Source organism: Bdellovibrionota bacterium, assembly GCA_035292885.1.
Taxonomy (GTDB): domain Bacteria; phylum Bdellovibrionota_G; class JALEGL01; order JALEGL01; family DATDPG01; genus DATDPG01.
In genome coordinates this window covers 1-23,484 of record DATDPG010000018.1, presented here as the reverse complement: position 1 = coordinate 23,484, position 23,484 = coordinate 1, and the positions used below count along the sequence as shown (strand labels likewise).

General features: G+C 53.2%; 18 protein-coding genes and 1 tRNA gene. 12 read left to right on the top strand and 7 right to left on the bottom strand.

Features of this window, described 5'->3' with window-relative positions:
* On the top strand, window positions 1–342 hold a 342-nt coding region (locus VI895_01035), incomplete at its 5' end, for a type IV toxin-antitoxin system AbiEi family antitoxin domain-containing protein (protein ID HLG18382.1).
* Entirely contained in the window at window positions 339–1,256 is a 918-nt protein-coding gene (locus VI895_01030) for a nucleotidyl transferase AbiEii/AbiGii toxin family protein (protein HLG18381.1), read from the top strand. The genes VI895_01035 and VI895_01030, both read left to right, overlap by 4 nt.
* A 151-nt stretch (window positions 1,257–1,407) precedes the next feature.
* Here VI895_01030 and VI895_01025 read toward each other — a convergent pair.
* From VI895_01025 to VI895_01015, 3 genes are all read right to left on the bottom strand, one after another.
* A tRNA-Trp gene (locus VI895_01025) sits at window positions 1,408–1,483 on the bottom strand.
* Between the two features lie 133 nt (window positions 1,484–1,616).
* On the bottom strand, window positions 1,617–2,687 hold the full coding sequence (locus tag VI895_01020) for a site-specific integrase (GenBank protein ID HLG18380.1): 1,071 nt from the start codon (window positions 2,685–2,687) through the stop codon (window positions 1,617–1,619).
* A 4-nt stretch (window positions 2,688–2,691) separates the two neighbouring features.
* Window positions 2,692–3,519 (bottom strand): hypothetical protein, encoded by an 828-nt coding sequence (locus VI895_01015; protein HLG18379.1) that lies wholly within the window; start codon window positions 3,517–3,519, stop codon window positions 2,692–2,694.
* Window positions 3,520–3,842: 323 nt separating this feature from the next.
* On the opposite strand from VI895_01015, the gene VI895_01010 reads away from it, so the two are divergent.
* On the top strand, window positions 3,843–5,588 hold the full coding sequence (locus tag VI895_01010; protein HLG18378.1) for a bifunctional DNA primase/polymerase: 1,746 nt from the start codon (window positions 3,843–3,845) through the stop codon (window positions 5,586–5,588).
* Between the two features lie 284 nt (window positions 5,589–5,872).
* On the opposite strand, the gene VI895_01005 is transcribed toward VI895_01010, so the two are convergent.
* Window positions 5,873–6,121, bottom strand: coding sequence for a helix-turn-helix transcriptional regulator (locus VI895_01005; GenBank protein ID HLG18377.1), 249 nt, complete (start codon window positions 6,119–6,121; stop codon window positions 5,873–5,875).
* 169 nt (window positions 6,122–6,290) lie between these two features.
* Here VI895_01005 and VI895_01000 point away from each other — a divergent pair, with 169 nt between their 5' ends.
* The 5 genes from VI895_01000 to VI895_00980 all read left to right on the top strand — a co-directional run bounded on the left by VI895_01000 (window position 6,291) and on the right by VI895_00980 (window position 10,602).
* Window positions 6,291–7,301, top strand: coding sequence for a hypothetical protein (locus VI895_01000; protein ID HLG18376.1), 1,011 nt, complete (start codon window positions 6,291–6,293; stop codon window positions 7,299–7,301).
* 8 nt (window positions 7,302–7,309) lie between these two features.
* Window positions 7,310–7,459, top strand: a complete 150-nt coding sequence (locus VI895_00995) for a prepilin-type N-terminal cleavage/methylation domain-containing protein (protein ID HLG18375.1) — start codon at window positions 7,310–7,312, stop codon at window positions 7,457–7,459.
* A 350-nt stretch (window positions 7,460–7,809) separates the two neighbouring features.
* Window positions 7,810–8,571 carry a tetratricopeptide repeat protein gene (locus tag VI895_00990; protein HLG18374.1) on the top strand — a complete coding sequence of 254 codons (762 nt, stop codon included), beginning with the start codon at window positions 7,810–7,812 and terminating at the stop codon, window positions 8,569–8,571.
* An 873-nt stretch (window positions 8,572–9,444) separates the two neighbouring features.
* Complete coding sequence (locus tag VI895_00985; protein HLG18373.1) at window positions 9,445–9,903, top strand: thioesterase family protein; 459 nt, start codon at window positions 9,445–9,447, stop codon at window positions 9,901–9,903.
* Window positions 9,904–9,912: 9 nt separating this feature from the next.
* Complete coding sequence (locus VI895_00980; protein ID HLG18372.1) at window positions 9,913–10,602, top strand: glycosyltransferase family 2 protein; 690 nt, start codon at window positions 9,913–9,915, stop codon at window positions 10,600–10,602.
* Here the strand turns inward: VI895_00980 and VI895_00975 are convergent.
* On the bottom strand, window positions 10,581–11,651 hold the full coding sequence (locus tag VI895_00975; protein ID HLG18371.1) for a hypothetical protein: 1,071 nt from the start codon (window positions 11,649–11,651) through the stop codon (window positions 10,581–10,583). The two genes, VI895_00980 and VI895_00975, sit on opposite strands and share 22 nt — an antisense overlap.
* A 114-nt stretch (window positions 11,652–11,765) precedes the next feature.
* On the opposite strand from VI895_00975, the gene pruA reads away from it, so the two are divergent.
* Entirely contained in the window at window positions 11,766–13,316 is a 1,551-nt protein-coding gene (gene pruA / locus VI895_00970) for an L-glutamate gamma-semialdehyde dehydrogenase (protein HLG18370.1), read from the top strand.
* On the opposite strand, the gene VI895_00965 is transcribed toward pruA, so the two are convergent.
* A complete protein-coding gene (locus tag VI895_00965; GenBank protein HLG18369.1) occupies window positions 13,279–13,854 on the bottom strand; it encodes a hypothetical protein in 576 nt (191 codons plus the stop codon). The two genes, pruA and VI895_00965, sit on opposite strands and share 38 nt — an antisense overlap.
* Between VI895_00965 and VI895_00960 the strand changes: the two genes are divergently transcribed.
* Window positions 13,854–17,198 carry a type II CAAX endopeptidase family protein gene (locus VI895_00960; GenBank protein HLG18368.1) on the top strand — a complete coding sequence of 1,115 codons (3,345 nt, stop codon included), beginning with the start codon at window positions 13,854–13,856 and terminating at the stop codon, window positions 17,196–17,198. The genes VI895_00965 and VI895_00960 overlap by 1 nt on opposite strands.
* Window positions 17,199–17,252: 54 nt before the next feature.
* Window positions 17,253–20,741, top strand: a complete 3,489-nt coding sequence (gene metH / locus VI895_00955) for a methionine synthase (protein HLG18367.1) — start codon at window positions 17,253–17,255, stop codon at window positions 20,739–20,741.
* A 203-nt stretch (window positions 20,742–20,944) separates the two neighbouring features.
* Here the strand turns inward: metH and VI895_00950 are convergent, their stop codons facing one another.
* Entirely contained in the window at window positions 20,945–21,484 is a 540-nt protein-coding gene (locus VI895_00950; protein HLG18366.1) for a hypothetical protein, read from the bottom strand.
* A gap of 335 nt (window positions 21,485–21,819) precedes the next feature.
* Here VI895_00950 and VI895_00945 point away from each other — a divergent pair.
* A partial coding sequence (locus VI895_00945; protein HLG18365.1) for an Ig-like domain-containing protein occupies window positions 21,820–23,484 on the top strand: 1,665 nt, incomplete at its 3' end.

The window sequence follows — 23,484 nt, the reverse complement described above, 5'->3', positions numbered from 1 at the left end:
AAGGATCATCTCCGTTTTTCAATAAAGATATCTGCACCTGAACGAGCGATGATGGAGCTCCTGAGTCTTGTCCCAGAAAAACAGACGTTTGAAGAGGCAAGATTCATCATGGAAGGATTACGAACATTGAGACCCACTGTCGTGTTAGAGCTCTTGAAAAACTGTAACTCAATCAAAGTAAAACGTCTGTTCATGGCTTTGGCCGAGGAGAGCGAACTCCCGTGGGTGAAAAGTCTAATCACTGCTGATGTCGATTTTGGTAGCGGGAAAAGAATGCTGGTCGAAGGAGGTTATCTTCACCCAAAGTATTTGATCACGCTGCCAAAGCGAAATGAACAATGAATCTGAAAGAGAGTCCATATTTTCCCCGCGTCAGGGAACTGCTTCGGATATTGCCGTATATAGGAGAGGAGAAATCCCTAGCCATTAAAGGTGGGACGGCGATTAATCTCTTTGTCAGAGATCTGCCAAGATTGTCGGTCGATATTGATCTGGCGTATTTGCCCATTGAGAGCCGTTCGGAAAGTCTCGGAAAAATTCGCGCTGCTCTAGTGAATATAGCGGCAGCGCTAAAGAAATATCGTCCGGAATATGAAATTCAAAACAGAGATTTTGAAAATGGGAAAATGATGATTGGAACTGCGGGGGGGCTAATCAAAATTGAGGTCAATACGATCTTACGTGGGTCCGTATTTGATCCGACGCAGATCGAGCTTTCTCGCCACGCTCAAGAATTGTTCGAGATGGAGTTTTCGATAACTACGCTATCCATGGAAGATCTTTATGGCGGAAAGATTTGTGCTGCACTCGACCGCCAACATCCCCGCGATTTATTCGACATTTTTCTTCTTTATGAGGATGGCGGACTTACAGATAACATCAGGAAGGCTTTTATCGTTTATCTATTGAGCCACAACCGCCCAATCCATGAGTTACTCGATCCGCGAAAAACGGATTTTACAAGTACCTTCCAATCCGAGTTTGAAGGACTGACAGAGAGGACCGTTACGCAACGAGAACTTGAAGAGACCTTCGATAAATTGATCGCGGATATTCGAAGAAATCTAACTCAAAATGAACGGCAGTTCATTCTCACGTTTAAGAGAGGAAAGCCCGATTGGGGACTCTTTTCGGTCGCTGGGGTGGAGCGCCTTCCTGGAATCCAATGGAAGTTAAAAAATATCGCGCAAATGGAGAAATCTCGACATGAAAATCAAATGAGAAAACTCGAAAGGGTACTTGGCGCATCGCCTTAGAATCTTCTCCTCGAGTTCTCATGATCAGCCCCCTCGCCGCCGCGTTCCCTGCGCTCCGATCGGCTCGAACTTTCGCGTCGCGGCCAAAACCCTCCGATTTTCTTACCAAATGCCTTGGAAAGTCCTCGCGCGCGCTGGCAAAAATGAAGGGTGGCAGGGGCGACAGGAATCGAACCTGCAACCCCCGGTTTTGGAGACCGGTGCTCTGCCAATTGAGCTACGCCCCTATTTGTTGAAATTACTCAGGTATTTTAGATACCACGTTTGCTTGCCCTCCACGACTGTCCATTTTGGTGTCTACTTTTTGCCGGAAAATGAACATTTCGGGCCTCAAACGCGGCTCGCATCTTACTCAAGATCCTAATTCGGGCGAGGAGAAAGCATGCCCTTCTGTGCGAGTGCTGAATTCGACGCGCCTCCACTGTCTGCCCTTTCCATTAGCTCCTTCACGTCTTCCGTCTTGAGATTCACGTACCGATCAAAGACGCTTCTTGTTCGGTGCCCAGAAACCATCATTACCGCGCTCTCCGGTATCCCCGCCTTCACCCATCTCGTAATCGCAGTATGGCGAAGGTCATGAAAGTGGAAGTTTTCAATTCCCGCGCGCCTACAGGCGTTCTTAAACGCTGTCTTGAAGTTTCCAAGGCGCTTCCCCCTAAAGTCGAACACGTAGTCGCAGTGAAGGCGACGCACTTTATGCGTGAGTAAATCGACCAGGTGCGCATTGAGAGGAATGTCCCGCTTTCGAGAGGTTTTCGTGTCCTCGGGGGTGAGATGAATAAAACCCTTTCGAACATCTACCTTGTCCCAAGTCAGGTTCAGTATCTCCCCTTTCCGCATGGCCGTGTAGTAGGCAAGCTCAAGGATGGGCCGGAGATCCGGAGAGGCGGCGTCCAGCAACGTATCAAACTCCTCCGGTGTCAGTACGCGATCCCGCTGAAGATGTTCTTCGTTGAAAAACGATACATCCCGCACGGGGTTGAAATCGATCTTCCGGTCCCGGATGAAATGATTAAACATCGCTTTCATGCACGCCAGCTCACGGTTCACGGTACTCACCATGATGGGTTTCCCGTTGCGCTTCGTATCCTGTGATCGAGATTCCTTATAGGCTTCCACGTCGGATGGTTGGATGTCTCGGATTTTCCGCGCCTTGAAATATGCAACAAGGTGCTTGCACGAAGTCTCGTTACGCGCACGAGTCCCGGGCCTTCCCTTCGAGGAATCAATAAAACCCTTCGCCATTTCCTCAAACGTCAGGTCGCAGTGTAGCTTCTTATCGAAGATTCGGTTTTCCTTGATCTGTACCTTTCGCTTCGCAAGCGCCTTCTCCGCGTCTCGTTTGGTCCCTGGGCCGACACTTTCTCGATAGCGTTTGTGGTTGACGTAATAGTCAATGAACCAGTTCTGATCCTTTTTATAGACGCCCATATATTCACCTCACATTAGATTTCTTCAGTGGATTATAGCTTTGTTGCCGCATCCTATTTCCGCAGCGCTTTGAGCAATACTCCCACTTCCGACCTCGCCCCTCACCAGCAAAAAACCACCGCCCACAATTCTTATTCACTCTTTTCATGCCCTTTCCACGGGGTTGAGCAACTAGCGCCGGGCACTTTACAAGCAACTTTTCGGGGTCCTTTCCCAGTAATGCCTGGAAAAAGTTCCAAATAATGAGCGTGCCTATTTGGTGGGGACTGACCTCAACGCTAAAACCTTCTCCGGGCTTTTTCATAGTTCTTACCGTGAGCGGGCTGAGCGAGTTTTCATCAGGTTCTACGAAACATGTATAACCCTTTTTTCGCCCCGCATCTGAAAGCTCAATCCCAGGATAGAAAGAGCTAAAATGGGAGATTCTCACCACTGAACGGAGTTCTCCCTCATCTTCTATTCCCAAATAGGGAAACACCTCAGCGCAAATGGGTGTGGCGTCTTTCGAGTACATGTACCCAAATCCAGGGGTAATCATCGCCCCTTCTTCCGTCTTTTCGGTCTTGGTTGACCTATGAGGCGTGATCCACCACCACAGCTCTAACTGTAATTTTTGCCAGCCACTAAAGACGTAAGCCATTTCATCATCCGGTTGCCATTCATCCGTGCCAACAAGCCTTCTGATGACATCCTCAAACTCCTTTTGCCGCACAGCCTTCGGAGCTTTTAGGTACGGCGAACAAAATGCAATCAATGGAATCTCCGTATCTGGGAAATTCAGGAAGTCACAGATCGCGCTTAAGAGCCCCGCCCTGGATTCTTCATCGCCCACCAGAACATTATCTAACGTTTTATGTTCTCATGCAAGATCCATTTTCGCTATTGCCTTCAGTCTGAACACCCATGGTATATTCACCATAGTGCGAGCGTTGATAGTTAATATAACGGTAAATATAGAGACGACCACATGATAAATAGTGAAAAGCAACAAATTGAACCTCTTGTAAACATTCAAGAGGCTGCAAGATATCTGGGCTGCAGGGAAAACAGCATCCGCATCTGGGTGATCCAAAAGAGAATTCCATTCCTAAAGGTTGGCTCTCGTCTCCGTTTTCGCCTGAGCAAGTTGGAACGTTGGGCCGAGGAGAATGCGAAATGAATCCGGCGCGCGCAACTAAAGAAGCTGCACAGGAATATGCCGAGCGCGCGCACAAAGTATTCCCCGTTTATGCCGTAGATGAATTTGGAAATTGCCGATGCCGAGCGGGCACTGCATGCAATAGTCCGGGAAAACATCCGGCTGTCAGTAACTGGAAGGTCGAGGCAACAAACGACCCCAATAGAGCTGGTCAATGGTTTGGTGGCGAAATGAGACATAACATTGGGCTTGCAACTGGTGCGGCGTCAGGAGTCTCCGTGCTTGATATTGATGAAAGAGAGGGTCTCGCTTCTTTTGTCGAACTCTTCGGATATTCCCCGGAAAATCACCCAGGCTATAAGGTTAAAACGCCACGGGGTTGGCACACCTATTTTCAATATGATCCGACTGTTAGTGAAAACCGTGTAGGGCTCCTTCCAGGCCTCGATTTTCGATCAGACGGCGGATACGTAGTTGCGCCTCCGAGTACTCACTCATCCAGGAAGTCGTATTACGAAATATATGACGGTCATACCGAGAGCGCTCCACTACCCGAATCATTGCGAAATATTCTAAAGGTCTTTAGCGCGCAACCTTCAGCGGCCTCGGGAAAAATAAAGAATGGCACGCGGAATGCTCATTTGTATCGACTTGGCCGTGGTTTGCACGCGAAGGGTGTTTCGCGGCTGACAATTGATTGCGCCCTGCAGAAAGAGAATGAGGTCAATCTAGAAGAGCCCCTCGGAGAACAAGAGCTTGAACGGATCATTCGGCAAGTTTATGAGCAACCTGACCGGTGCGACTTTCTTTCTTCCCAAGAGGGGGTAAATGAAAAAGAAGAGAAGTTATCTCTAATTCATATATCGGCTCTGCTGAGCGAGGCTCAGACAGAAATCAGCTATGTCTGGGACAAGATCATAGCGGAAAATACACTTAATCTCCTCGCTGCCCATCCGAAAGCGGGTAAAAGCACTTTAGCTTACGCCTTGGGCCTCGCAATTTCACGGGGCGTAACTTTCCTTGGACACTGTACAAAGGAGTCCCCCGTAATTTTCTATTCGATTGAAGAGCCTAAATCGATAGTAAAAAAACGTTTGGAATCCTTTGGCGCAGTACCAAAAGATCAAATTCACCTCGCAATGACGCGCCATCCAAAAATGAACGAGGCAATATCTCGTCTTGAACAATCGATTCGGCAGCATCCGGGGTGTTTTGTTGTGATCGACACCCTAGGAAAGTTTTGGAACGTCAAGGATGAGAACAATAACGCCGAAGTTCAAGCGGCCCTCAATTCGCTTATAGATCTAGCCCACAATCAAAACTGTACGATCCTCCTAATTCATCATGAAAAAAAGAATGTTGAGGGTGGTCGAGGATCAGGTTCGACGATTCGCGGAGCCTCTACGATTCTAGCTGCGATAGACCAGGGACTGATATTGAGCACCTTACAGGGTGGTAACAAGAATCGGAGAAAAATGGAGATTGTCGGTCGGCTCTTTGAATCGCCGGACACCATCCTTTTTGAATTTTCGAATTGGAACTATCAATTCCTAGGTTATGACACCAGCGATATTGAGGGGAATCGAAACGATCAAGTAAAGCAGGTTCTCTCCAAAACGGAGGGAAAAGGAATAAAACAGATCTGTGACGAGGTTGGACTGAAAGATGGTGCTGTCAGGAAGGCCTTGTCTCAGTTGAAGGACGAAATCATCGAAGAAAGGGGCGCGGGAACTGGAACACCGCGACTCTATAAACTGAGGTGATTCGTTCTTTTTTTAACACCCACTCTTAGAAAGAAAGGAAGAAACCATGTACAACACTAAAGTAATAGACACATGTAGGGAAACACTCGTATTGACGCAATCTGATGGACGAAAGGTCTACGTCAACAAAACGCTAATAACATCAGTTTCCGAGAATAGTGCTGGTGGCTCAAGGGTCGATATGCTTGGCGGCCAGGCATTTGAAGTAGTGCAGCAAGCCAGGGAAATTGCGGAGCACGTTCTCCGAATCTGGAACAGTGAAATCTAGGGGCACCGACTTCGGTTTACAAGCCGCTCCGACGCAACAAATCTGAGGCTTTAACGCCTAGCGTTCGGGCAATTACAACGATATTCTCAAGTGAGACGTTCCGCTCGCCACGCTCTATCGCGCTCCAATAAGTCCGATGAAATCCTGCCATCTCCGCGAACTCCTCTTGGCTTGTTATGCGGCCGTTTAAACCTCGCCTTTTGCTTCGGAGCCACCGTATAGTCTCCCCCAACTTCTTTGCAGCCACCGACGATTTACGCGCCATATACGGCTATTTTGAAGTAGACCGTAGGTTAGTCGACCGCCTATAAGTATACTGTCTATAAGTATCATAATTTCGCCAACATAGCCTCTGGGAGCGCTTCCGGGCATGCTGTTGACCTTTACTTCCGGCCCCGCAGGCGAGTATCGTCGACACCATACGGAGGTGCTGTATGGGTAGAATGTTCCTGTTCCGCGTCCTTATCGCTGGTAGTGCTTTAATCCTCGCTTGTTCTGGCGGAGGAGACCAGTCGGGAGGTTCGCCAGCTATCACAAACGTTACGGGTAACGGCACAGACGGCAACTTCCGCGACGCCCTAATCGTCACCGGAAAGAACTTAGACTCAATCACCTCGGCCCGCCTCACGGCGAAGACTGGCAATTACGCACGCGACCTTGTGATCGCCTCTGCGTCCGCTGAAGAACTCACCGCTAACCTTCCGACGGATTTACAGTCCGGCAACTTCACACTCACTGTTGCAAACGGCCAGTCCGCAGCATCTACGGACGTAACCATTCTTCAGGGCGAGAAAGGTGACAAGGGAGATGCTGGCAGCACCGGCGCGACGGGCTCTCAAGGACCAAAAGGCGACACGGGCGGCAAGGGCGATACAGGTGACACGGGTCTGCAAGGTATCCAGGGGATACAAGGTATTCAGGGCATTCAAGGAATTCAGGGAATTCAGGGAACGAAGGGTGATAAAGGCGACAAAGGTGATCCGGGAACGCCAGCAACTGGCTCTCTTCACCTAGTGGATGCCAGCACTAATGACATAGGTCCCATAATGGCAATTGAAGGAGGTGGCCGCGTAGGAGATCCCGGAACGAGTGTGACCGTTTGGCTTGTCGGGGTTGGACCCGAAGGCGGGGCTCGTGCAGATGTACTTCTTGCTGACGGCTCACTAACGACAACAACGGATCTCTATTTTGGGAGCGTCGACTGTAGTGGAACAGGCTATATGCCCTCATCTCCTGCGATTGATTTTGTTCGCGTTTACAAAGCTGGCGACGGCTCTACTGTCGTAGCCGACAGAACTTACTATAACGGACTCAGCATTCAGTCGAGTCGCACAGCCGCTGGTGCCTGCATATCTTCAGTTTCCCCCGGTACCCTCTATGGCGTTGCTACCGCCTCACTGCCCAACTATCCGTATTCACCGCCAATGACGATAGGGGTCCAATAAAATATATTATGAAGGCAAGTTCAGAAAATGGCGTTCGATTTAATAGTGGTTTCTCTCTGATCGAAACGATGGTTTGCGTTCTGATCGTTTCGATCTTGGCTTCGATATCGTACGGGACGTACTCCGCACTTGTTAAACGACTCCTAGGAGCGCATTGACCGGAGTGCGCTGTGCCTGTCCGACGAGTGGCGATATGTGACCATAGGTTAGACGATTTTTTCCGTCCAGATGAACCCCCCAAAAGCCATGAAGATTCCTTTAATTCAAGCAGGTTATCGTTATTTGTCGCCCTACAAGAAACTAAAGGCGCTGAAACTTAGGTCTCATTGTTTCCTTAAATTTCAAACAGTTAACTATTTCGAGCGAAAAACGCCTCCCCAGCCGTTCTATGGAGACTTCTTTTCAAAGCCCGGCCGCAATAAAAAACGGTTTAATACTAATATGTTATGTTCATGAATCAGGTTGTTTCACGGACTAATAAAGCGCTCAACAGTTTGAAGGGACTTCGATGGGTTTAATACTCCAAATCGCGCTCGGAATTGTGTTGGCGGTAATCATCTTGGCACTCCTGCCCGTTATTATCCCTCTAATCGGAATCGGTCTGGCTTTCGTTCTGCTCCTTGCTTTCAGTGCCCTCGTAATTTGGCTTCTCTTCAACCACCCGATTGTGGCCCTTGCAATCGCCCTCTTGACGGGAATCGTATACCTCATAAAGGTATCCCTGGACGCAATCTCTAGGGCGTTCAGAAAACAGTTGGCCCGCAAGGAAGCACACCCACTGCCTGATGATGAAATCACGCACGGGTTCAACAGAAGTAGAAGCTTACTTAAGGCCCAAGAGCTTTTTAAGGCTAAGAAGTTTCAGGAAGCACTCACGGAGTACATGGACATTGCTACCCATGATCCGTCGGATACTCGCACGCTTCTTATGGTCGGCGATCTTCAGGTGAAGATCGGACAAACCACTGAAGGCTTAGAAACCTATCGAAAGGTTGGCGAACAATACGCGGGAGACGGATTCTTCTTGAAAGCTACAGCAGTTTTCAAACAGATTCTTAAGACCGACCCCAGCAAGGTCTCCGTTTACCTGCGTCTTGCGGAACTCTATAAGCAGCTTGGTCTGAATAGCGAGGCGATAAAGCAGTACCAGGTCGTCGTTCGGCACTACGAGAACAATGGACTTAAAAAGGAGTCGCTCGATATTCTTCGGAAGATGGCCGAGCTTGAACCTGAAAACACTGAGAGCAAGATCAAGCACGCATCAAGCTGATGAGTAAGAGACAAGCACGCCAATGGAAAGGGCCACGATTTTTAGAGCATTCATACTAGCGGGTACTCTCCTTCTTCCTCGGCTGGGGCTCGAAGGACCGCTTCAAGCAAGGGATTGAAACAGCCCTCGATCTTTGATTAGATTAACGTCGCGTGATTAGTAATTCTAAAGGAGGGGGTCGAGATGTGGCCACAATCTAAACGTCATGTGTTGGCTGGAACGACGGGCAGCCTCTTGGCGGTCCATTTCATCTTGATTTCACCAAGCGAATGGAAAGCACGTTTCGTTGATTCGCCGACAAGACACCTGATGGCTGTAGCGAATGTAGCGGCGTCTCCGAACTTTTCATCGAGTATTGCTGATCCACACCACCTTCGGCATTCGGACAATCGGGAGTATCGCGTGGGATTCTATGACCCGACAAACGAAGTCCAGAGCTTGCCGTCCGGAAACACGCCGTCGTCGTGGCTTAAATCTTTCAAATAACAAATACGCCCCTTGCGAATTGAAAATTTGATGTCGCTCGGGGAAGCGACCCCTTTTCATATATTCAGAGGCGAAAGTACGGACGCACCCCGGCCGGGGGGCTTCAGGAGGTGTCCATTTTGGTGTCTATATCTTGTCCATTTTGACCAACCGAGACCAATAGCCATCAACACCTGAAGAAGTGGCAAATCAGCGCGTGACAAGGGACTGAAACGATTTCTACAGCGGTTGCGTTAGGTTGCGATTTTCGATGTTTTCGGTTTTGGAGACCGGTGCTCTGCCAATTGAGCTACGCCCCTAGAGGAAGTTTTGGCTTCTACCTTGTTTCCGGCCCCAAAGGAAGCGCGTCGGATTGTGCCGGAGCCTCATCTCAAGTAATAGGGAGAAATGCCCCGCCTGAAGCTTGAAATTTCAGGTTCTTATCCCTTCTCGACGGAAATTCCTGTCCGGGTGAGTGACCTTAACTACGGCGCGCACGTGGGTAACGACGCCCTGCTCTCGATCCTGCACGAAGCCCGTCTTCGATATCTTCGTTCCATGGGCTATGAAAACGAACTCAATATATCGGGCGCTGGGCTGATCATGACGGATGTCGCCGTAACTTACCGCTCCGAGGGATTCCTGGGCGACGTACTGAAGATCGAGGTGGGAATTGCGGACGTTACACGAGTGGGATTCGATTTTGTGTACCGCGTGTTCAATCAGACGCGGGATCAAGAAATGGCCCTGGCCAAGACCGCGATGGCGGCGTTCGATGTCGAGAAACGGAAGGTCCAGAATCTCCCGGAACCGTTTCGGAGAAAAATACCCGCGTCTCTGACCTGTGAAGTCCGTTCCAACGGCTGAGAGGTCGAATTGTCAAAACTTTCGTCCCTCACTCTAGCGCTCACGGCCTACAACGAAGAAGAAGCGGTGCCTCAAACCGCGGCGCGCGCAATTCGATTTCTGTCCGACACCGCCGAACGCTGGGAATTGCTGATCGTCGACGACGGTTCAACGGACGGTACGGTCGATATTCTTCGTACTCTTACCGAGAGTCACGCGAACGTGCGGATTCTCACGCATGAGACAAACCGCGGGATGGGGGCGGCCATAAGGACGGCCATCGAGGCGGCCCAATCCAAATGGTTTTGCACGATCGCTGCCGACGGGCAGGTCGACCCGCTGGATCTGACGGCCTTCATTGAGCCCGCACTTTACTACCCGGCCGTGTTCTCCACATACCTCAACCGGCGCGACGGCTGGGACCGGACTTTTTTGAGCAACGGCTTGAGGCTCCTGATGGCGATAACAACGGGAACCTGGAAGATCCCGACCGGAAATTATTTCATCCAAACGAACATTTTGAAGTCCTTCCACCTTCGCTCGACGTCGTTTTTCGTCAATTTTGAAGTCTTTCTGGAAACCCGGCGGAGCCGGCACCCTTACGTGTGGGTGCAAATTCCCTGCGCTGCCCGGCCGTCGGGTCAGTCGAAAATCCGAAATGTTCGTACGATTCTTCGGGTAACCAGGGAGCTGTTTCGCTATCGACTCGGTTTGCCGTAACGATCGAGCTGGTCTCTTCCGATCAAGACCGGTCCGGCATCCAGCGAGCGGATCCAATAAAGATCAGGGGCCACGACGTTATGCGGTTTCGCATTTTGCGGGAGTTCTCCCAGAGCGAGCTGAACGTACCAATACGGAAAGTTCGCGCCCGCGATCGTATAAAAATGGTGCGTGGTTCCCAGTCGCCCCACATTCACCTCGGTGATCAACGGGTTTCCCTTTCCGTCGCATTTGAAATCGACGAAGCCGACACCGTTGTATTTGGCGTCCAGCGCCAGCATCGCCCGCGGCCCGAGGTCGTTGAGGCGCTCGTCACTCACGGTATGGGAAACGGCCGGAGCGCCGGTCACGCCCGATGGGCTCACATGCGGAATGACATACGCCACTCTTTTTCGGCCCTGGCTGGCGATGAGCTCGCCCTCTTTCCAAAGTCCCATCCAAGTCAGATTGTCGCCCGGGAGAAATTCCGCGGCGGTCATATGGCCCCACGCATCGTGAAATTGGATCCACCCTTTCGCTTCTTCAATCGCCTTGGCGGGGAGCGAAGCGACGCCGACACCTCGGCCGGGAATGCCTCGCCCGCGAAACCATACCGGCTCGCCGAATTGGGCGAAGGCATGGTCCACGTCTTTCGGCTCCCGAATGAGTTCCGTTCGAGGCACCGGTAAACCGGCTTTCTGGAACTCCTCAAAGGTCCTCCATTTATCCGCGCCGATTTCTATGGATTTCAGATCGGGGAGAAGTACACGGGCCCCCAACTCGTGGCGGTGCCGGGCCAAAACCAAGATTTCGTTGATGTTGCTCGGAAAAACGACGTCGATCTTCCAGTGCTGAATTAATTTCTGGATCCCTTGAAGGTACGCCTCGTTTTCCGCCGCAGAGGGGATCACCGCCTTTTCTTCCGTCTCGGCGAGATGGATGAAGTATCGGCTCGAATCACAGCCGAACAGCATCAGGCGCCGCGAAGTCTTTTTGAGCGAACGGGTGAGATTGACGGCGATCGAACCGCCCGCTCCGGTGACCAAAACGTGGGGGGCCTCTTTTGACACGCGCGGCAATCATACTCCCCAAGCCGATTTGAGGCGAGGTTTGAGGGATTGCCGTCCAGATATTGACTGCTATACTCCCGCCGCTTTTTGGGGACTCTAACTCAGAGGTAAACGATGCCGACCGAATTCAAGAATGAACCGTTGACCGATTTTTCCAAATCTGAAAATCGCGCCGCGATGGAAAAGGCGATCGAGAAGGTCCGGGGATCGTTGGGGAAAACCTATCCCCTGATCCTCGACGGGAAGGATGTGACGGGGCCCGAAACGTTCGCCTCGGTGAATCCGTCGATGAAGTCCGAGGTGGTGGGGCAGTTTCAGAAGGCGACCACCGCCCAGTTGCAGCAAGCCATTACGGCCGGATGGCGCGCTTTCGAAAACTGGTCCCGAACCGCCCCGCAGAAGCGCGCTCAGGTTATCTTTGATGCCGCTTCGAAAATGCGTCGGCGGAAACATGAATTTTCCGCCTGGATGATTTTTGAAACCGGGAAGACTTGGGTTGAGGCCGACGCGGACACGGCTGAAGCGATCGATTTCATGGAATTTTACGCCCGAGAGATGGTGCGTTTGGCGGCTCCGCAGCCGATTACAAAGATCCCGGCGGAAGAAAACGAATTGGTTTATCTCCCTCTCGGCGTGGGAGCCGTGATCCCACCATGGAATTTTCCGCTCGCGATCTGCGTCGGGATGACGAGTGCGGCGATCGTCTCGGGAAACTGTGTCATTTTGAAACCGGCGAGCGACTCACCCGCCGTTGCGTATCAATTCGCGGCTCTCATGCATGAAGTCGGATTGCCCGCAGGAGTCCTCAATTACGTCAGCGGCAGCGGCGCGCAGATCGGCGATCCTCTCGTCACGCACCCGAAGATCCGATTTATCACGTTCACCGGGTCCAAGGAGGTCGGCCTGCGGATCAACGAGCTGGCCGCGAAGCACCGGCCGGGACAAAAATGGATCAAACGGGTCGTCGCGGAGATGGGCGGGAAAGACGCGATTGTCGTGGATCAAGACGCCGACATTGAAGAAGCGGCCACGGGAATCGTGGCGGCGGCGTTCGGATATCAAGGACAAAAATGTTCGGCCTGTTCACGGGCCATTTTGCACGAAGCGGTCTATGACGGGCTTGTGGAGAAGATCAAGCAAAAGACCGAAGCCCTAAAAATCGGCCCTACGATGAATTTCGATACTCAGATCGGGCCGGTCGTCAGCGGTTCGGCGCAGAAAAAAATCCTCGAGTACGTCGAAATCGGGAAAACGGAGGGGAAACTGCTTACCGGTGGAAAAACCGTCCGGGACGACGGATATTATATCGCGCCGACGGTCTTCGTGGACGTCGATCCAAACGCTCGGATCTCCCAGGAGGAAATTTTCGGTCCCGTTCTCGCCATCACGAAAGCCAAGGATTTCGATCAAGCGCTGCAAATCGCCAACAACACGGAGTTCGGATTGACGGGCGCCGTCTACTCGAAATCGAAAGATCACTTGGAAAAGGCTCGGAAAGAATTTTTCGTCGGGAATCTCTATTTCAACCGGAAATGCACCGGCGCATTGGTCGGCGTTCACCCGTTCGGCGGATTCAACATGTCGGGCACCGATTCCAAGGCCGGCGGACGGGACTATCTGCTTCTCTTCACGCAGGCGAAAGTCGTTTCCGAAAAGATAAGATAACGTATAGCGCGGCTACGATGGCGCTTGCCCATGCGTGCGGCCACGCACCGACGATGTATGCCGAAGTAAGAAACGGAATCCAGGTGGAGGCAAGCTCGGAAATCCACGTTGCCCATAACCATCGGTCCCAAAAAAGCGGGCGTGCGTTTCGATAATAGCCGGTCACCAAACCGGCCAGCGCGAAACCGTAGAGAACCCATCCGCGTTCACGCATGGTCATCGCCACGATGACAACCGGCAGAAAAGCCAGAAGATAAGCTCCCCACGCTCCTTTTAATACAAGCTGTTCCGGCCTTATTTCGGCGGAGATCGTTTTGGGCGGAGACGCCACGTCTCGATGGCTTCGATACGTGTAGTAGTCATTAGCCAGCCAGGAACCCACCTCGGCCAACAGAAACGCTAGGGTCCCCACGCCCAAAATCCAACGTGAATCGCTTTCCCAAGCGGCCGTACCCGCTCCCAGCCCGTAGCTGATCAGCAATACGAGCGCTTGCAGAAAGAGTGGTAGAAACGGGGAAATTTGGTTTAACTGAGACATTGAAACATCCATACTTTGGACAGTTGTCGCGGTCTACTCTTGGGCTGCTCGTTGCGGGGGCGATCGGACTCGCTCTTTACGTCACCTTTCGCCACGCGGCGTTTCGATGGGCCTCCCTTGATCTAAAACTCTCCCGATCGGAAGCGATGGACCGCGCACGAGGGCTCCTCGAGCAACGAGGCTTTCGCTTGGACGGAGCAAAATCGTCGGCCGCCTTTTGGACGTACGAGAGCTCGATGATTTACCTCGAAAAGTCTCTCGGCACGACGAAGACGAATCAACTCCTCGAAAAGGAACGTCTTCCATTATGGGGATGGGAAGTCCGTTTTTTTTGGCCGAATGAAAAGGAAGAATATTCGATCTCGCTTAATCCCGAGGGCGAACTAATCGGGTTCCGCCACGATTTTTTGCGTGAGAAAACACTTCCGAAGCTTTCGCCAGCCGACGCGCTGGGCACGGCCGAAACGTTTCTCCGCCGGACCTATGGAGCGGCCTTTGAGGACTACGAACTGGTCGAACGCTCGAGCGACCAAAAACCAAACCGATTGGACCACTTTTTCCGATGGAAGGCGCGCCAAAGCCCCCTCGACAGCCGACTCTACATTCGCGCCACCGTCTTTGGGAACGAACTCAATTACGTCTATCGGGAATTGGAGATCCCCGAAAGTTTCACACGAAATGAACGTCAAATTGAATCGCGGCGAAATCTTCTAAGCCACGTCGTTTCGACGATTGACATGGCTCTGTCGATCGTCATCGCTCTCTTCGTCCTCTGGGCTTGGCGACGGCACTGGCTGCGGTGGAAACCGGCGATTCTTTTGTCCTCGCTTCTTTTTCTCGTGAATCTTCTGTTCGCCTTCAACACGCTCCCTTTGCAGTGGCATGGATACATGACGACCGAAACCGTCGCGGCATTTTGGATGTCGGCGTTCGGTTACTCCCTGGTGGGATCTCTGGTGACCATGGCATGGTTGGTGCTCCCGTTCGGCTCGTCGGACGTCATGGGCCGACTTCTTCCCGACGCCCAATATTCCCTGGGCGAATTGACGCACAAGGAGTTTTTTCGAACTTCTTCTTTTTTTTCAGCCACGCTGGCGGGCTTCGCCGCGGCCGGAGTACAGCTCGGCTTTGTCGTCGGTTTTTACCTTTTGGGACAACGGTGGCTCGGCTTTTATTCACCCATCGAGGTCCCGTACGACAACCTATTAAGTACGGCCCTCCCCTGGTTGCAGCCGCTTCTCACGGGCCTTCACCCCGCACTTGCCGAAGAGACAGTCTACCGGCTCTTCGCGGTTTCACTCCTTTGGAAACTCACCGGCAAAAAATGGATCGCGCTCCTACTGCCCGCGCTTTTGTGGGGATTCTTGCACACCGGCTATTACGTGGAGCCGATCTACACCCGCGGCCTGGAACTGACCATCGTCGGAGTTTTCCTGGGCTTCGTCTATCTTCGTTTTGGGATCTGGGCCACGATCCTGTCTCATTATGTTTACAACGCCACGATCGCATCATCCCTTCTCCTCGGTTCAAACAATCGATATTTTCAAATATCCTCAGCGGCGGTAATCGGTGGCGTCGCGATTCCCTTTGCTTGGGCCCTCCTCCGCCTTGTCTCCGGTCAAAGACTTCGAAAGGTCGCCTTCGAACCGCTCTCTTGGCCTCAAGCTTCGGTGGCCGCTCACTTTCCCGCGAATGAAAGACGACATGCGGAGAAGCAGCCGCTTCTTCGCCTCCGATATCCCCTGCTCCTCACCGCGGCTGCCGCACTTGGTATTCTTCTCCTGCCCGTAAAATGGAATTTCCCGGCGATGGACATGGGGCCGCGCGAAGCGCAAGAGTTCACCCGGCTCCATGTCACTAAATTAGGGTATGACGTGGAGACCTTCCTGCCATCCGTCGAATTGGAACCTCCCGACGAAGATCTCGTCGCTGGAAAATATATTCGGAAACATCTTCCCCACGGCGAAGCGCAGGCTTATTTGGACCGATACCAGCCTGCCCTCCCGTATTGGTCGACTCGGTTCGTGGCTCAAGAGGAAGCTCACGAATGTACGCTGGATCTCGGCCCCAAAAAGGAGATTGCCGCATTCGACTGTGAACAGCCGGAAGCGGCCGCAGGAAAATCGCTCCCGGCGGAAGCTTCAAAATCGATTGCCGAAAAGCATCTCGTATCGATGCGATTGAATCCCACGGCGCTCGAATACGCCGGGATGACCGAGACCGACCGTCCCCATCGAAAGGATTCTTCCCATCGCTGGATCGAACCCGAGGCTTCAGTGGCGGAGTTACGTCGATATTTGCAAGTCGGCATTTCCGGAGATCGGGTCAGTTCCTTTCACACTTACCTTTCGCCTCCGGAGTCGTTCTCCCGAGAGGAACGGCAGCATAATTTCTGGGATGCGTTGCGGGGAATCCTCTGGTCCGTTGTCGGCGTGTCGCTGATCGCCTTGGTCATCCGTGCATTTTTCGATCGGGCCGTGCTTCAGCATATTCGTCATCCCCTTCCAAGGATCATCGGGACCGTTTCGGTCGGCCTGGCCGCGCTGAACTGGCTCAACGAGGTGCCGGTGTTCTGGGCGGGATACGATTCCACATCGGCGATTTACGTTTATTTTTCGAAAGAAATCCTCGAACTGCTCGGCGAGATGATCCTCATGGGTCTTCTCTCCTGGGCCGTTACGCTCCTGTTCATGACCTTGCCGCCCCAAAAGTTTGTCCACGCCCCGACGACCGAGGATCTCAGTCGAATTTTGCGCTTGCCCCCGTGGAAATGGAGAGGCAGCCGATCCACGTTTCTTTGGGCAGTGGCTTTGATAGCCATCCAGATTTTCGAGGAAAGGCTGCTTCGGTATTTCGGCGTCGATCTTTCCACCGACGCCTTTGCCACGGCGTTTTTCCCCTTTTCCCTCTTTTTCCCGGCCGGTTACGCGATCTCGGCGATCTGGAATAGCCTGCTCATCTGGATGACGTTCGCCGTCGGCATCGCGGCCTGCGAAAAGTATCTCAAGCGGCCGATTACGATCGCGCTCCTCTTGCTTTATCTCTTCGCCACGACCGTCGGAGAGGAAACCTCCTGGATCGAGAGGTCGGTCATCTTTTCACATCTGATTCTTCTTTATATCGTGATCTTCCGCCTCGCGCGCTTCCATATCGCCTTTTATCTTTGGTATTCCGTGCTGGGGAGTGTTCTCGCCTTCGTCCCCTGGTTTATTTCGGGACAGGGACTGTTCCGCCAACAGTCGGGGCTCCTCCTGGGCGCCGTGACTCTTCTGACCGTGGCTCTCTTCGCCCAGCGGCGCCGGACACGGCCGGTGCAAAGTCCCGCTCCGTCATCGGGACCTTGACCGGCAAGCTTCGCCGGATGCAACAAAGTCCTTTCTCTGGCATTCTTGCCGGCGATGGCCAAAGCCACCGACATGACCCGGCGGGAGCGCGAGAACGCCCTCTTCCAAGCTCTCGAGGAGCGCATTTTGCTCCTCGACGGGGCGATGGGGACATCCATTCAAGGGCGTCACCTGACTGCGGAGGATTTCGGCGGAGCTTCGCTGGAAGGGTGCAACGAGAACCTAAATCTCACCCGTCCGGACGTGATCGAAGAGATCCACCGCCAATTTTTGGAAGCCGGCACCGACATCTTGGAAACGAACACGTTCGGCGGGACTCCACTGGTGTTACGGGAATACGCCCTCGAGAAAAAAACCATTGAGATTAACCGTGCGGCCGCCCGAATCGCGCGGCAAGCGGCGGACCGCTTTTGGACGCCCGAAAAGCCGAGATTCGTCGCGGGATCGATGGGACCTACGACCAAATCGATCACCGTGACCGGCGGAGCCACGTTTGAGGAGATGGCGGACCACTACTACCAGCAGGCCAAAGGACTCCATCAAGGAGGCGTGGATTATTTTCTTCTCGAGACGTGCCAGGACACACGTAATGCCAAAGCCGGAATCATGGGGATCCAGAAACTGTTCGACGAAGGGGCCGATCCGATTCCATTCGCAGTTTCGGGAACGATCGAAGCGAGCGGGACGATGTTGGCCGGGCAGACGATCGATGCCTTCTGGGCGTCACTCGCCCACCTGAATCTTTTGTATATGGGCCTCAATTGCGCCACCGGCCCGGAGTTCATGACGGACCATCTTCGAACTCTCTCGACACTCTGCCGAACCCATGTTGCATGCGTCCCAAACGCCGGACTCCCGGACGAAGACGGTCGCTACCTCGAAACGCCGGAAATGATCGCACGCGTCTTGGACCGTTTTGCTTCAGCGGGGTGGGTGAATCTCATCGGCGGCTGTTGCGGGACAACGCCGGCGCATATCGAACGCCTGGTCGACGTCGCTCGTAAACACAAACATCGCGCTCCCTCTCACCGAAAGTTTTCGTTTGTATCCGGTATCGATTTCGTCGAGATCGAAGACGGCCGCCGGCCGCTTCTCGTGGGAGAGCGCACGAATGTGATCGGAAGCCGCCGCTTCAAAGATCTGATCGTCAAGGACCAATTCGAGGCCGGGGCGGAGATCGCTCGAAGACAGATCCGCGGAGGTGCCCAGGTGATCGACGTCTGCCTGGCAAATCCCGATCGAAACGAATGGGAAGACATGCGCCGGTTTCTGGAGAAAGCCACGAAAATGGTCCGAGCGCCGATCATGATCGACTCCACCGACGCCCGTGTCATCGCCATGGCGCTGACCTATTGCCAAGGAAAAGCGATTATCAATTCGATCAACCTGGAAGACGGCGAGGAACGTTTCGAGAAAATCGTCCCGTTGGCCCGTCAATTCGGCGCGGCGCTGGTCGTCGGATGTATCGATGACGATCCGAAACAGGGGATGGCGATTACCCGGCGGCGCAAGCTCGAAGTCGCGCTGCGGAGCCACAACCTTCTCACCGAGAAATACGGCATCGAGCCGGAGGATATCTTCTTCGACGCCCTTGTTTTCCCTTGCGGGACCGGAGATTCCCAGTACGTCGGCTCCGCCGTCGAAACCATTGAGGGAGTTCGGCGGATTAAAAAAGAATTTCCGGACTGTAAGACGCTCCTCGGAATTTCAAACGTTTCGTTCGGCCTCCCCACTTCGGGACGCGAAGTCCTCAATTCCGTTTTTCTCTATCATTGCGTCCAGGCGGGTCTCGATCTTGCGATCGTCAACACGGAACTGCTTCAACGCTACCCATCCATTTCCCCAGAAGAGAAAACCCTGGCCGAGAACCTTCTTTGGAATCGAGGCACGGATCCCATTGCTCCGTTCGCGGAACATTTTCGCGGGAAGAAAGTCATCGTCAAAAAGGACCGGACGAAGCTGTCGCTCGACGAGAGGCTGGCCCATTACATCATCGAAGGATCGAAGGACGGCCTGATCGAAGACCTGGAAAAGGCCCGTAAGACGCGGACGCCGCTCGACATCATCAACGGCCCGCTCATGAAGGGAATGGACGAGGTCGGGCGCCTTTTTAACAAGAACGAATTGATTGTGGCCGAAGTCCTCCAGAGCGCGGAAGCGATGAAGGCGGCCGTCGCGCACCTCGAAACCTTCATGGAAAAGAACGAGACCGCCGTGCGCGGCAAGGTTCTGCTCGCCACGGTGAAAGGGGATGTGCACGACATCGGAAAAAATCTCGTCGAAATCATTCTTTCGAACAACGGCTTTGAAGTGGTCAATCTCGGGATCAAGGTGCCCCCGGAACAACTGATCGCCGCCGTAAAGGAACACCACCCGCACATCATCGGGCTTTCCGGGTTGCTCGTGAAATCGGCGCAACAAATGGAAGTGACGGCGGAGGATCTCTCCCGGGCCGGAGTTCAGGTCCCGATGCTGGTCGGCGGCGCCGCGCTCACGCGTTCCTTCACCGATCGACGAATCGCAAAAGCCTATACGGGAACGGTGGCGTATGCGTCCGATGCGATGAACGGCCTCGAGCTCGCCAAAATCATCGTGGATCCGAAAAACTTTGAATCGTTCAAGTCCAAACTGGAAAAGGAACAAGAGGCAGTGGAGGAACGCGCGCGGTCCGTAAAACCGATACCGGAAGCCGGCGTCCGGTCCAACATTCAACCGGTTTCATCCCCACCCTCCCCTCCCGACTTTGACCGCCATGTCCTGTCGAATACACCTTTGGAGCATATCTGGAGCTACATCAATCCCAGGATGCTTTTCGGACGCCACTTGGGTCTTCAAAACTCCGTCATCCGGCCGATCGAGCAGAATCAGCTGCAGGAGCTGCGCCGCTCAGAGCAGGGGATCAAGGCCCTGGAAATTCTTGAGGTCGTCGACGAGATCAAACAGGAGTGCAAGAGGCTCGATCTCCTCAAACCGAAAGCGGTCTACCGGTTTTTCCGCGCCGCAGGCCGGGGAAACGAACTTCAACTTTACGATCCGGACGGCCGAAAGCAGCTCGCCTCTCTGGAGTTTCCACGCCAAGGAGCAACTCCGTACCTTTCCCTTCCGGATTACGTTCACTCCGACCTCAGCTCAAAAGATAACGTTTCCTTTTTTGTCGTGACCTCGGGGCATGGCGTGAGGGACTATGCCGAACGGTTGAAGAAGGAAGGGCATTATCTCAAATCGCATGCGCTTTCGGCGCTGGCGCTCGAATCCGCCGAAGGATACGCGGAATGGCTTCACGCGAAGATTCGGTCGATGTGGGGCCTGTCGGACCCCACAGCACTCACGAAACTCGAAATCTTTCAGGCGCATTATCCAGGCCGGAGGTATTCGTTCGGCTATCCGGCCTGTCCCGACTTGGCCGGCCAAAAGGTTCTCTTCGACCTGCTACAAGCGGAGGAAATCGGCGTGGAACTGACCGAAGGATTTATGATGGACCCCGAAGCGAGCGTCTCGGCTTTGGTTTTTCATCATCCCGAAGCGACGTATTTTTCAGTTTGAAGAGACTGCGGTTTAAGCGCGCGGTGCGTTAACGCTCCATCTCGCTCGTCGGGGCGTCCGGACCGAATTTCAGATGTTTTTTTCTTTTCCCAGGACCGGGGGTAACCCGTAACCGTTCAAAATGTTGATCCTTAATACTTCCCCCCATTCCTTGACCCGTTGTACCCCCCTTCATTTCCCATCATGATTCAACCTATAGATTTTTAAGATTTCCTATAGGGAGAGTAACACTGGATTTGATGCTGAAGACAGGGACGCGACCGGTTTTCAAAAAAGGAATCGGAGCAGTCCCGGATCTCAAACAGTTTTTGAATGAGCTTCAGCGTTTCCCGGAGATCGGACACCGAGGAATACGGGCCGAAATAATGGCTCCCGTTTTTGATGATCCTCCGGGTTACAAACAGCCGGGGAAAACGATGGGGGGCGAGGCGAAGGCTCGCGTACGACTTGTCATCGCGGAACATAATCTTGTACCGCGGCCGGTGCGTCTTGATCAGGCTGTTTTTGAGGAGAAGTGCTTCTTTCTCGCTGTCGGTAAGGAGCCACTCCACCGACATAACTTGCGGAACCAAAACTTGGACGGATGGTCGCTCATCCCGACCGGGAACGACATACGACTTGAGGAGATTCCGAAGGTTTTTCGCCTTCCCGACGTAAAGAACCGTCTCGGCGTCCCCTTTGAGAAGGTAGACGCCGGCTGTCTCCGGCGCCCGCTCGATCTGTTCGACGGCAACTTTGTGCACGGCCGAAATGTATCACGCCGTCCAGACCGTACTGAGTTCCTCAGATAGATGGTTATTGCAGTATCACCGCGCAAAAAAGTAAGAACCCTAGAAGGCGGATGAATCCAAACCACCCGAAATAAAAGACAATTTTCTTGGCATGGGACGTGCTGAATCCAAACCCAGGGGTTGCTGCCCATTCGATGACAAAGCCCGTGGGGTCTTCAGCGGCACGAGGAGTAATACTTGCAATAGCATTTCTGGCGGGGTGCGAAGGCACCGAACCGGGCAAAGCAGGTGACGACCCCTTTCGTATGTATATTAGGAAGAGAGCCACCTCTACCGTTTTCGCCTTTATGAAAGTCTTTCTTCTGGCTCTCTCGCTCCCGTTCGTATGGTGGGGGGTACCCAATGCATTCGCGCAAAGTGAAAGCCTTTCCCGCATAACGGGTCGACTTGAAATCATTCAAGTCGATAATTTTGACAATCCCATTGAAGAGAAGATTTACCTTCTCGAAGACTCGGTTTCGCACCAGACCTTTGAACTTTATTTTGCCGGAGAGCCTCCCGCCAATCTGTCCACGGGTTCGACGATCTCGGTTCAAGGGTGGGTGGAAGGCAGCGCTATTTATCTGGAGGCCGTTTCCTTCTCTTCCGTTCCCCTCTCGAAAGATGCGTCGGGAATCGAGGTTCTTGACGTCCAGGTAGCTCCGGAGGCGACTTCAAGCAACGTGCGCCGAGCTGTCGTTCTGATAGCGGATTTTATTGACTCACCGTCCGACTGCACCTCGGAGAGCCAAGCCGCGGACGCCATGTTCACCGGCGTGCAATCCGTCGACGGCATGTATCGAGAGTCCTCGTTCGGCGTCGTTTCCTTTCCCGGGGACACCAACGCCAACGGACAACCGGATGTGTATCGTGTATCGATCCCCGCCTCCGTAGCGGACGCCTGCGCTCCCACCCCATGGGCGACGCAAGCTGATGCGGCCGCCGTGAGTATGGGAGTCGATCTGAGCTTGTACCAACATAAAGTTTATGCACTTCCCCAGAATGTGACTTGTTCCTGGGCTGGATTAGCCAACGTCGGATGTGCCGGTACGTGCCGCGCTTGGACAAGAATCTGTTACTCGGACATTTTTGCCCACGAACTCGGCCACAATTTAGGGATGGCGCATGCTTCTACGGATGTAAACAACGACGGTATTGTCGATAGCGAGTACGGGGATACGTCCGATATCATGGGATATGGAGGCATCGGCTGGCGGCAGTTCAACGGACCTCACAAAGAGCAGATGGGATGGCTTCCTCCCTCGCAAATTACGGAGATCACCGGCGGAGGGACGCGGATCGTGACGCTGTCACCTCTGGAGATCGATGCAGCCTCAGCGCCCTATTCGCAGCTTGTCAAGATTCCGAAAGCGGGCACGAATGAATATTATTATGTCTCCTATCGGAGAAGGATCGGTTATGACGCGGCACTTAGTCTTTCATACGCCGATAGGGCCAACGTTCATCACAGCCATCCTCCCGATTCGAGGACTTTTTTTATCCAGGCGCTTAGCGACACCGGAACATTTCAAGATTTGATAAGCGGGATTACGGTGACGCAGCTCTCTCACGACGCCAACGGCGTGACGGTTCAGATCGATGCGGTGGTTATCAATGATACAACTCCACCGACGGTTTCGATGACATCTCCGGCGAATGGCGCGACGGTTACAGGGGCCATCAATGTGTCGGCTACAGCTTCCGACAACGTCGGCGTTGTGGGAGTCCAATTCACACGGAACGGGGTTTATATTGGTGCGGAAGACACGACTCCTCCGTACTCTATTTCTTGGAATACTCTTTCTGAAGCCGATGGCTCGCACTCCCTTTCTGCCGTTGCTCGGGACGCAGCGGGGAATACAACCACCGCCAGTCCGGTAGTTGTGACAGTTTCCAATAATACCGACACGTCACCGCCGGTCATCTCGAACGTCGGCGCCGGGGGCGTCACGCAAACAGCGGCCACCATCACC

What these genes read in the sequence shown, in the direction of transcription:
- VI895_01030 (HLG18381.1), top strand. Translation starts at nt 339, where the DNA reads ATGAATCTGAAAGAGAGTCCATATTTTCCCCGCGTCAGGGAACTGCTT.
- VI895_01020 (HLG18380.1), bottom strand. Translation starts at nt 2,687, where the DNA reads ATGGGCGTCTATAAAAAGGATCAGAACTGGTTCATTGACTATTACGTC.
- VI895_01010 (HLG18378.1), top strand. Translation starts at nt 3,843, where the DNA reads ATGAATCCGGCGCGCGCAACTAAAGAAGCTGCACAGGAATATGCCGAG.
- VI895_01005 (HLG18377.1), bottom strand. Translation starts at nt 6,121, where the DNA reads ATGGCGCGTAAATCGTCGGTGGCTGCAAAGAAGTTGGGGGAGACTATA.
- VI895_01000 (HLG18376.1), top strand. Translation starts at nt 6,291, where the DNA reads ATGGGTAGAATGTTCCTGTTCCGCGTCCTTATCGCTGGTAGTGCTTTA.
- VI895_00995 (HLG18375.1), top strand. Translation starts at nt 7,310, where the DNA reads ATGAAGGCAAGTTCAGAAAATGGCGTTCGATTTAATAGTGGTTTCTCT.
- VI895_00990 (HLG18374.1), top strand. Translation starts at nt 7,810, where the DNA reads ATGGGTTTAATACTCCAAATCGCGCTCGGAATTGTGTTGGCGGTAATC.
- VI895_00985 (HLG18373.1), top strand. Translation starts at nt 9,445, where the DNA reads ATGCCCCGCCTGAAGCTTGAAATTTCAGGTTCTTATCCCTTCTCGACG.
- pruA (HLG18370.1), top strand. Translation starts at nt 11,766, where the DNA reads ATGCCGACCGAATTCAAGAATGAACCGTTGACCGATTTTTCCAAATCT.
- VI895_00965 (HLG18369.1), bottom strand. Translation starts at nt 13,854, where the DNA reads ATGTCTCAGTTAAACCAAATTTCCCCGTTTCTACCACTCTTTCTGCAA.
- metH (HLG18367.1), top strand. Translation starts at nt 17,253, where the DNA reads ATGGCCAAAGCCACCGACATGACCCGGCGGGAGCGCGAGAACGCCCTC.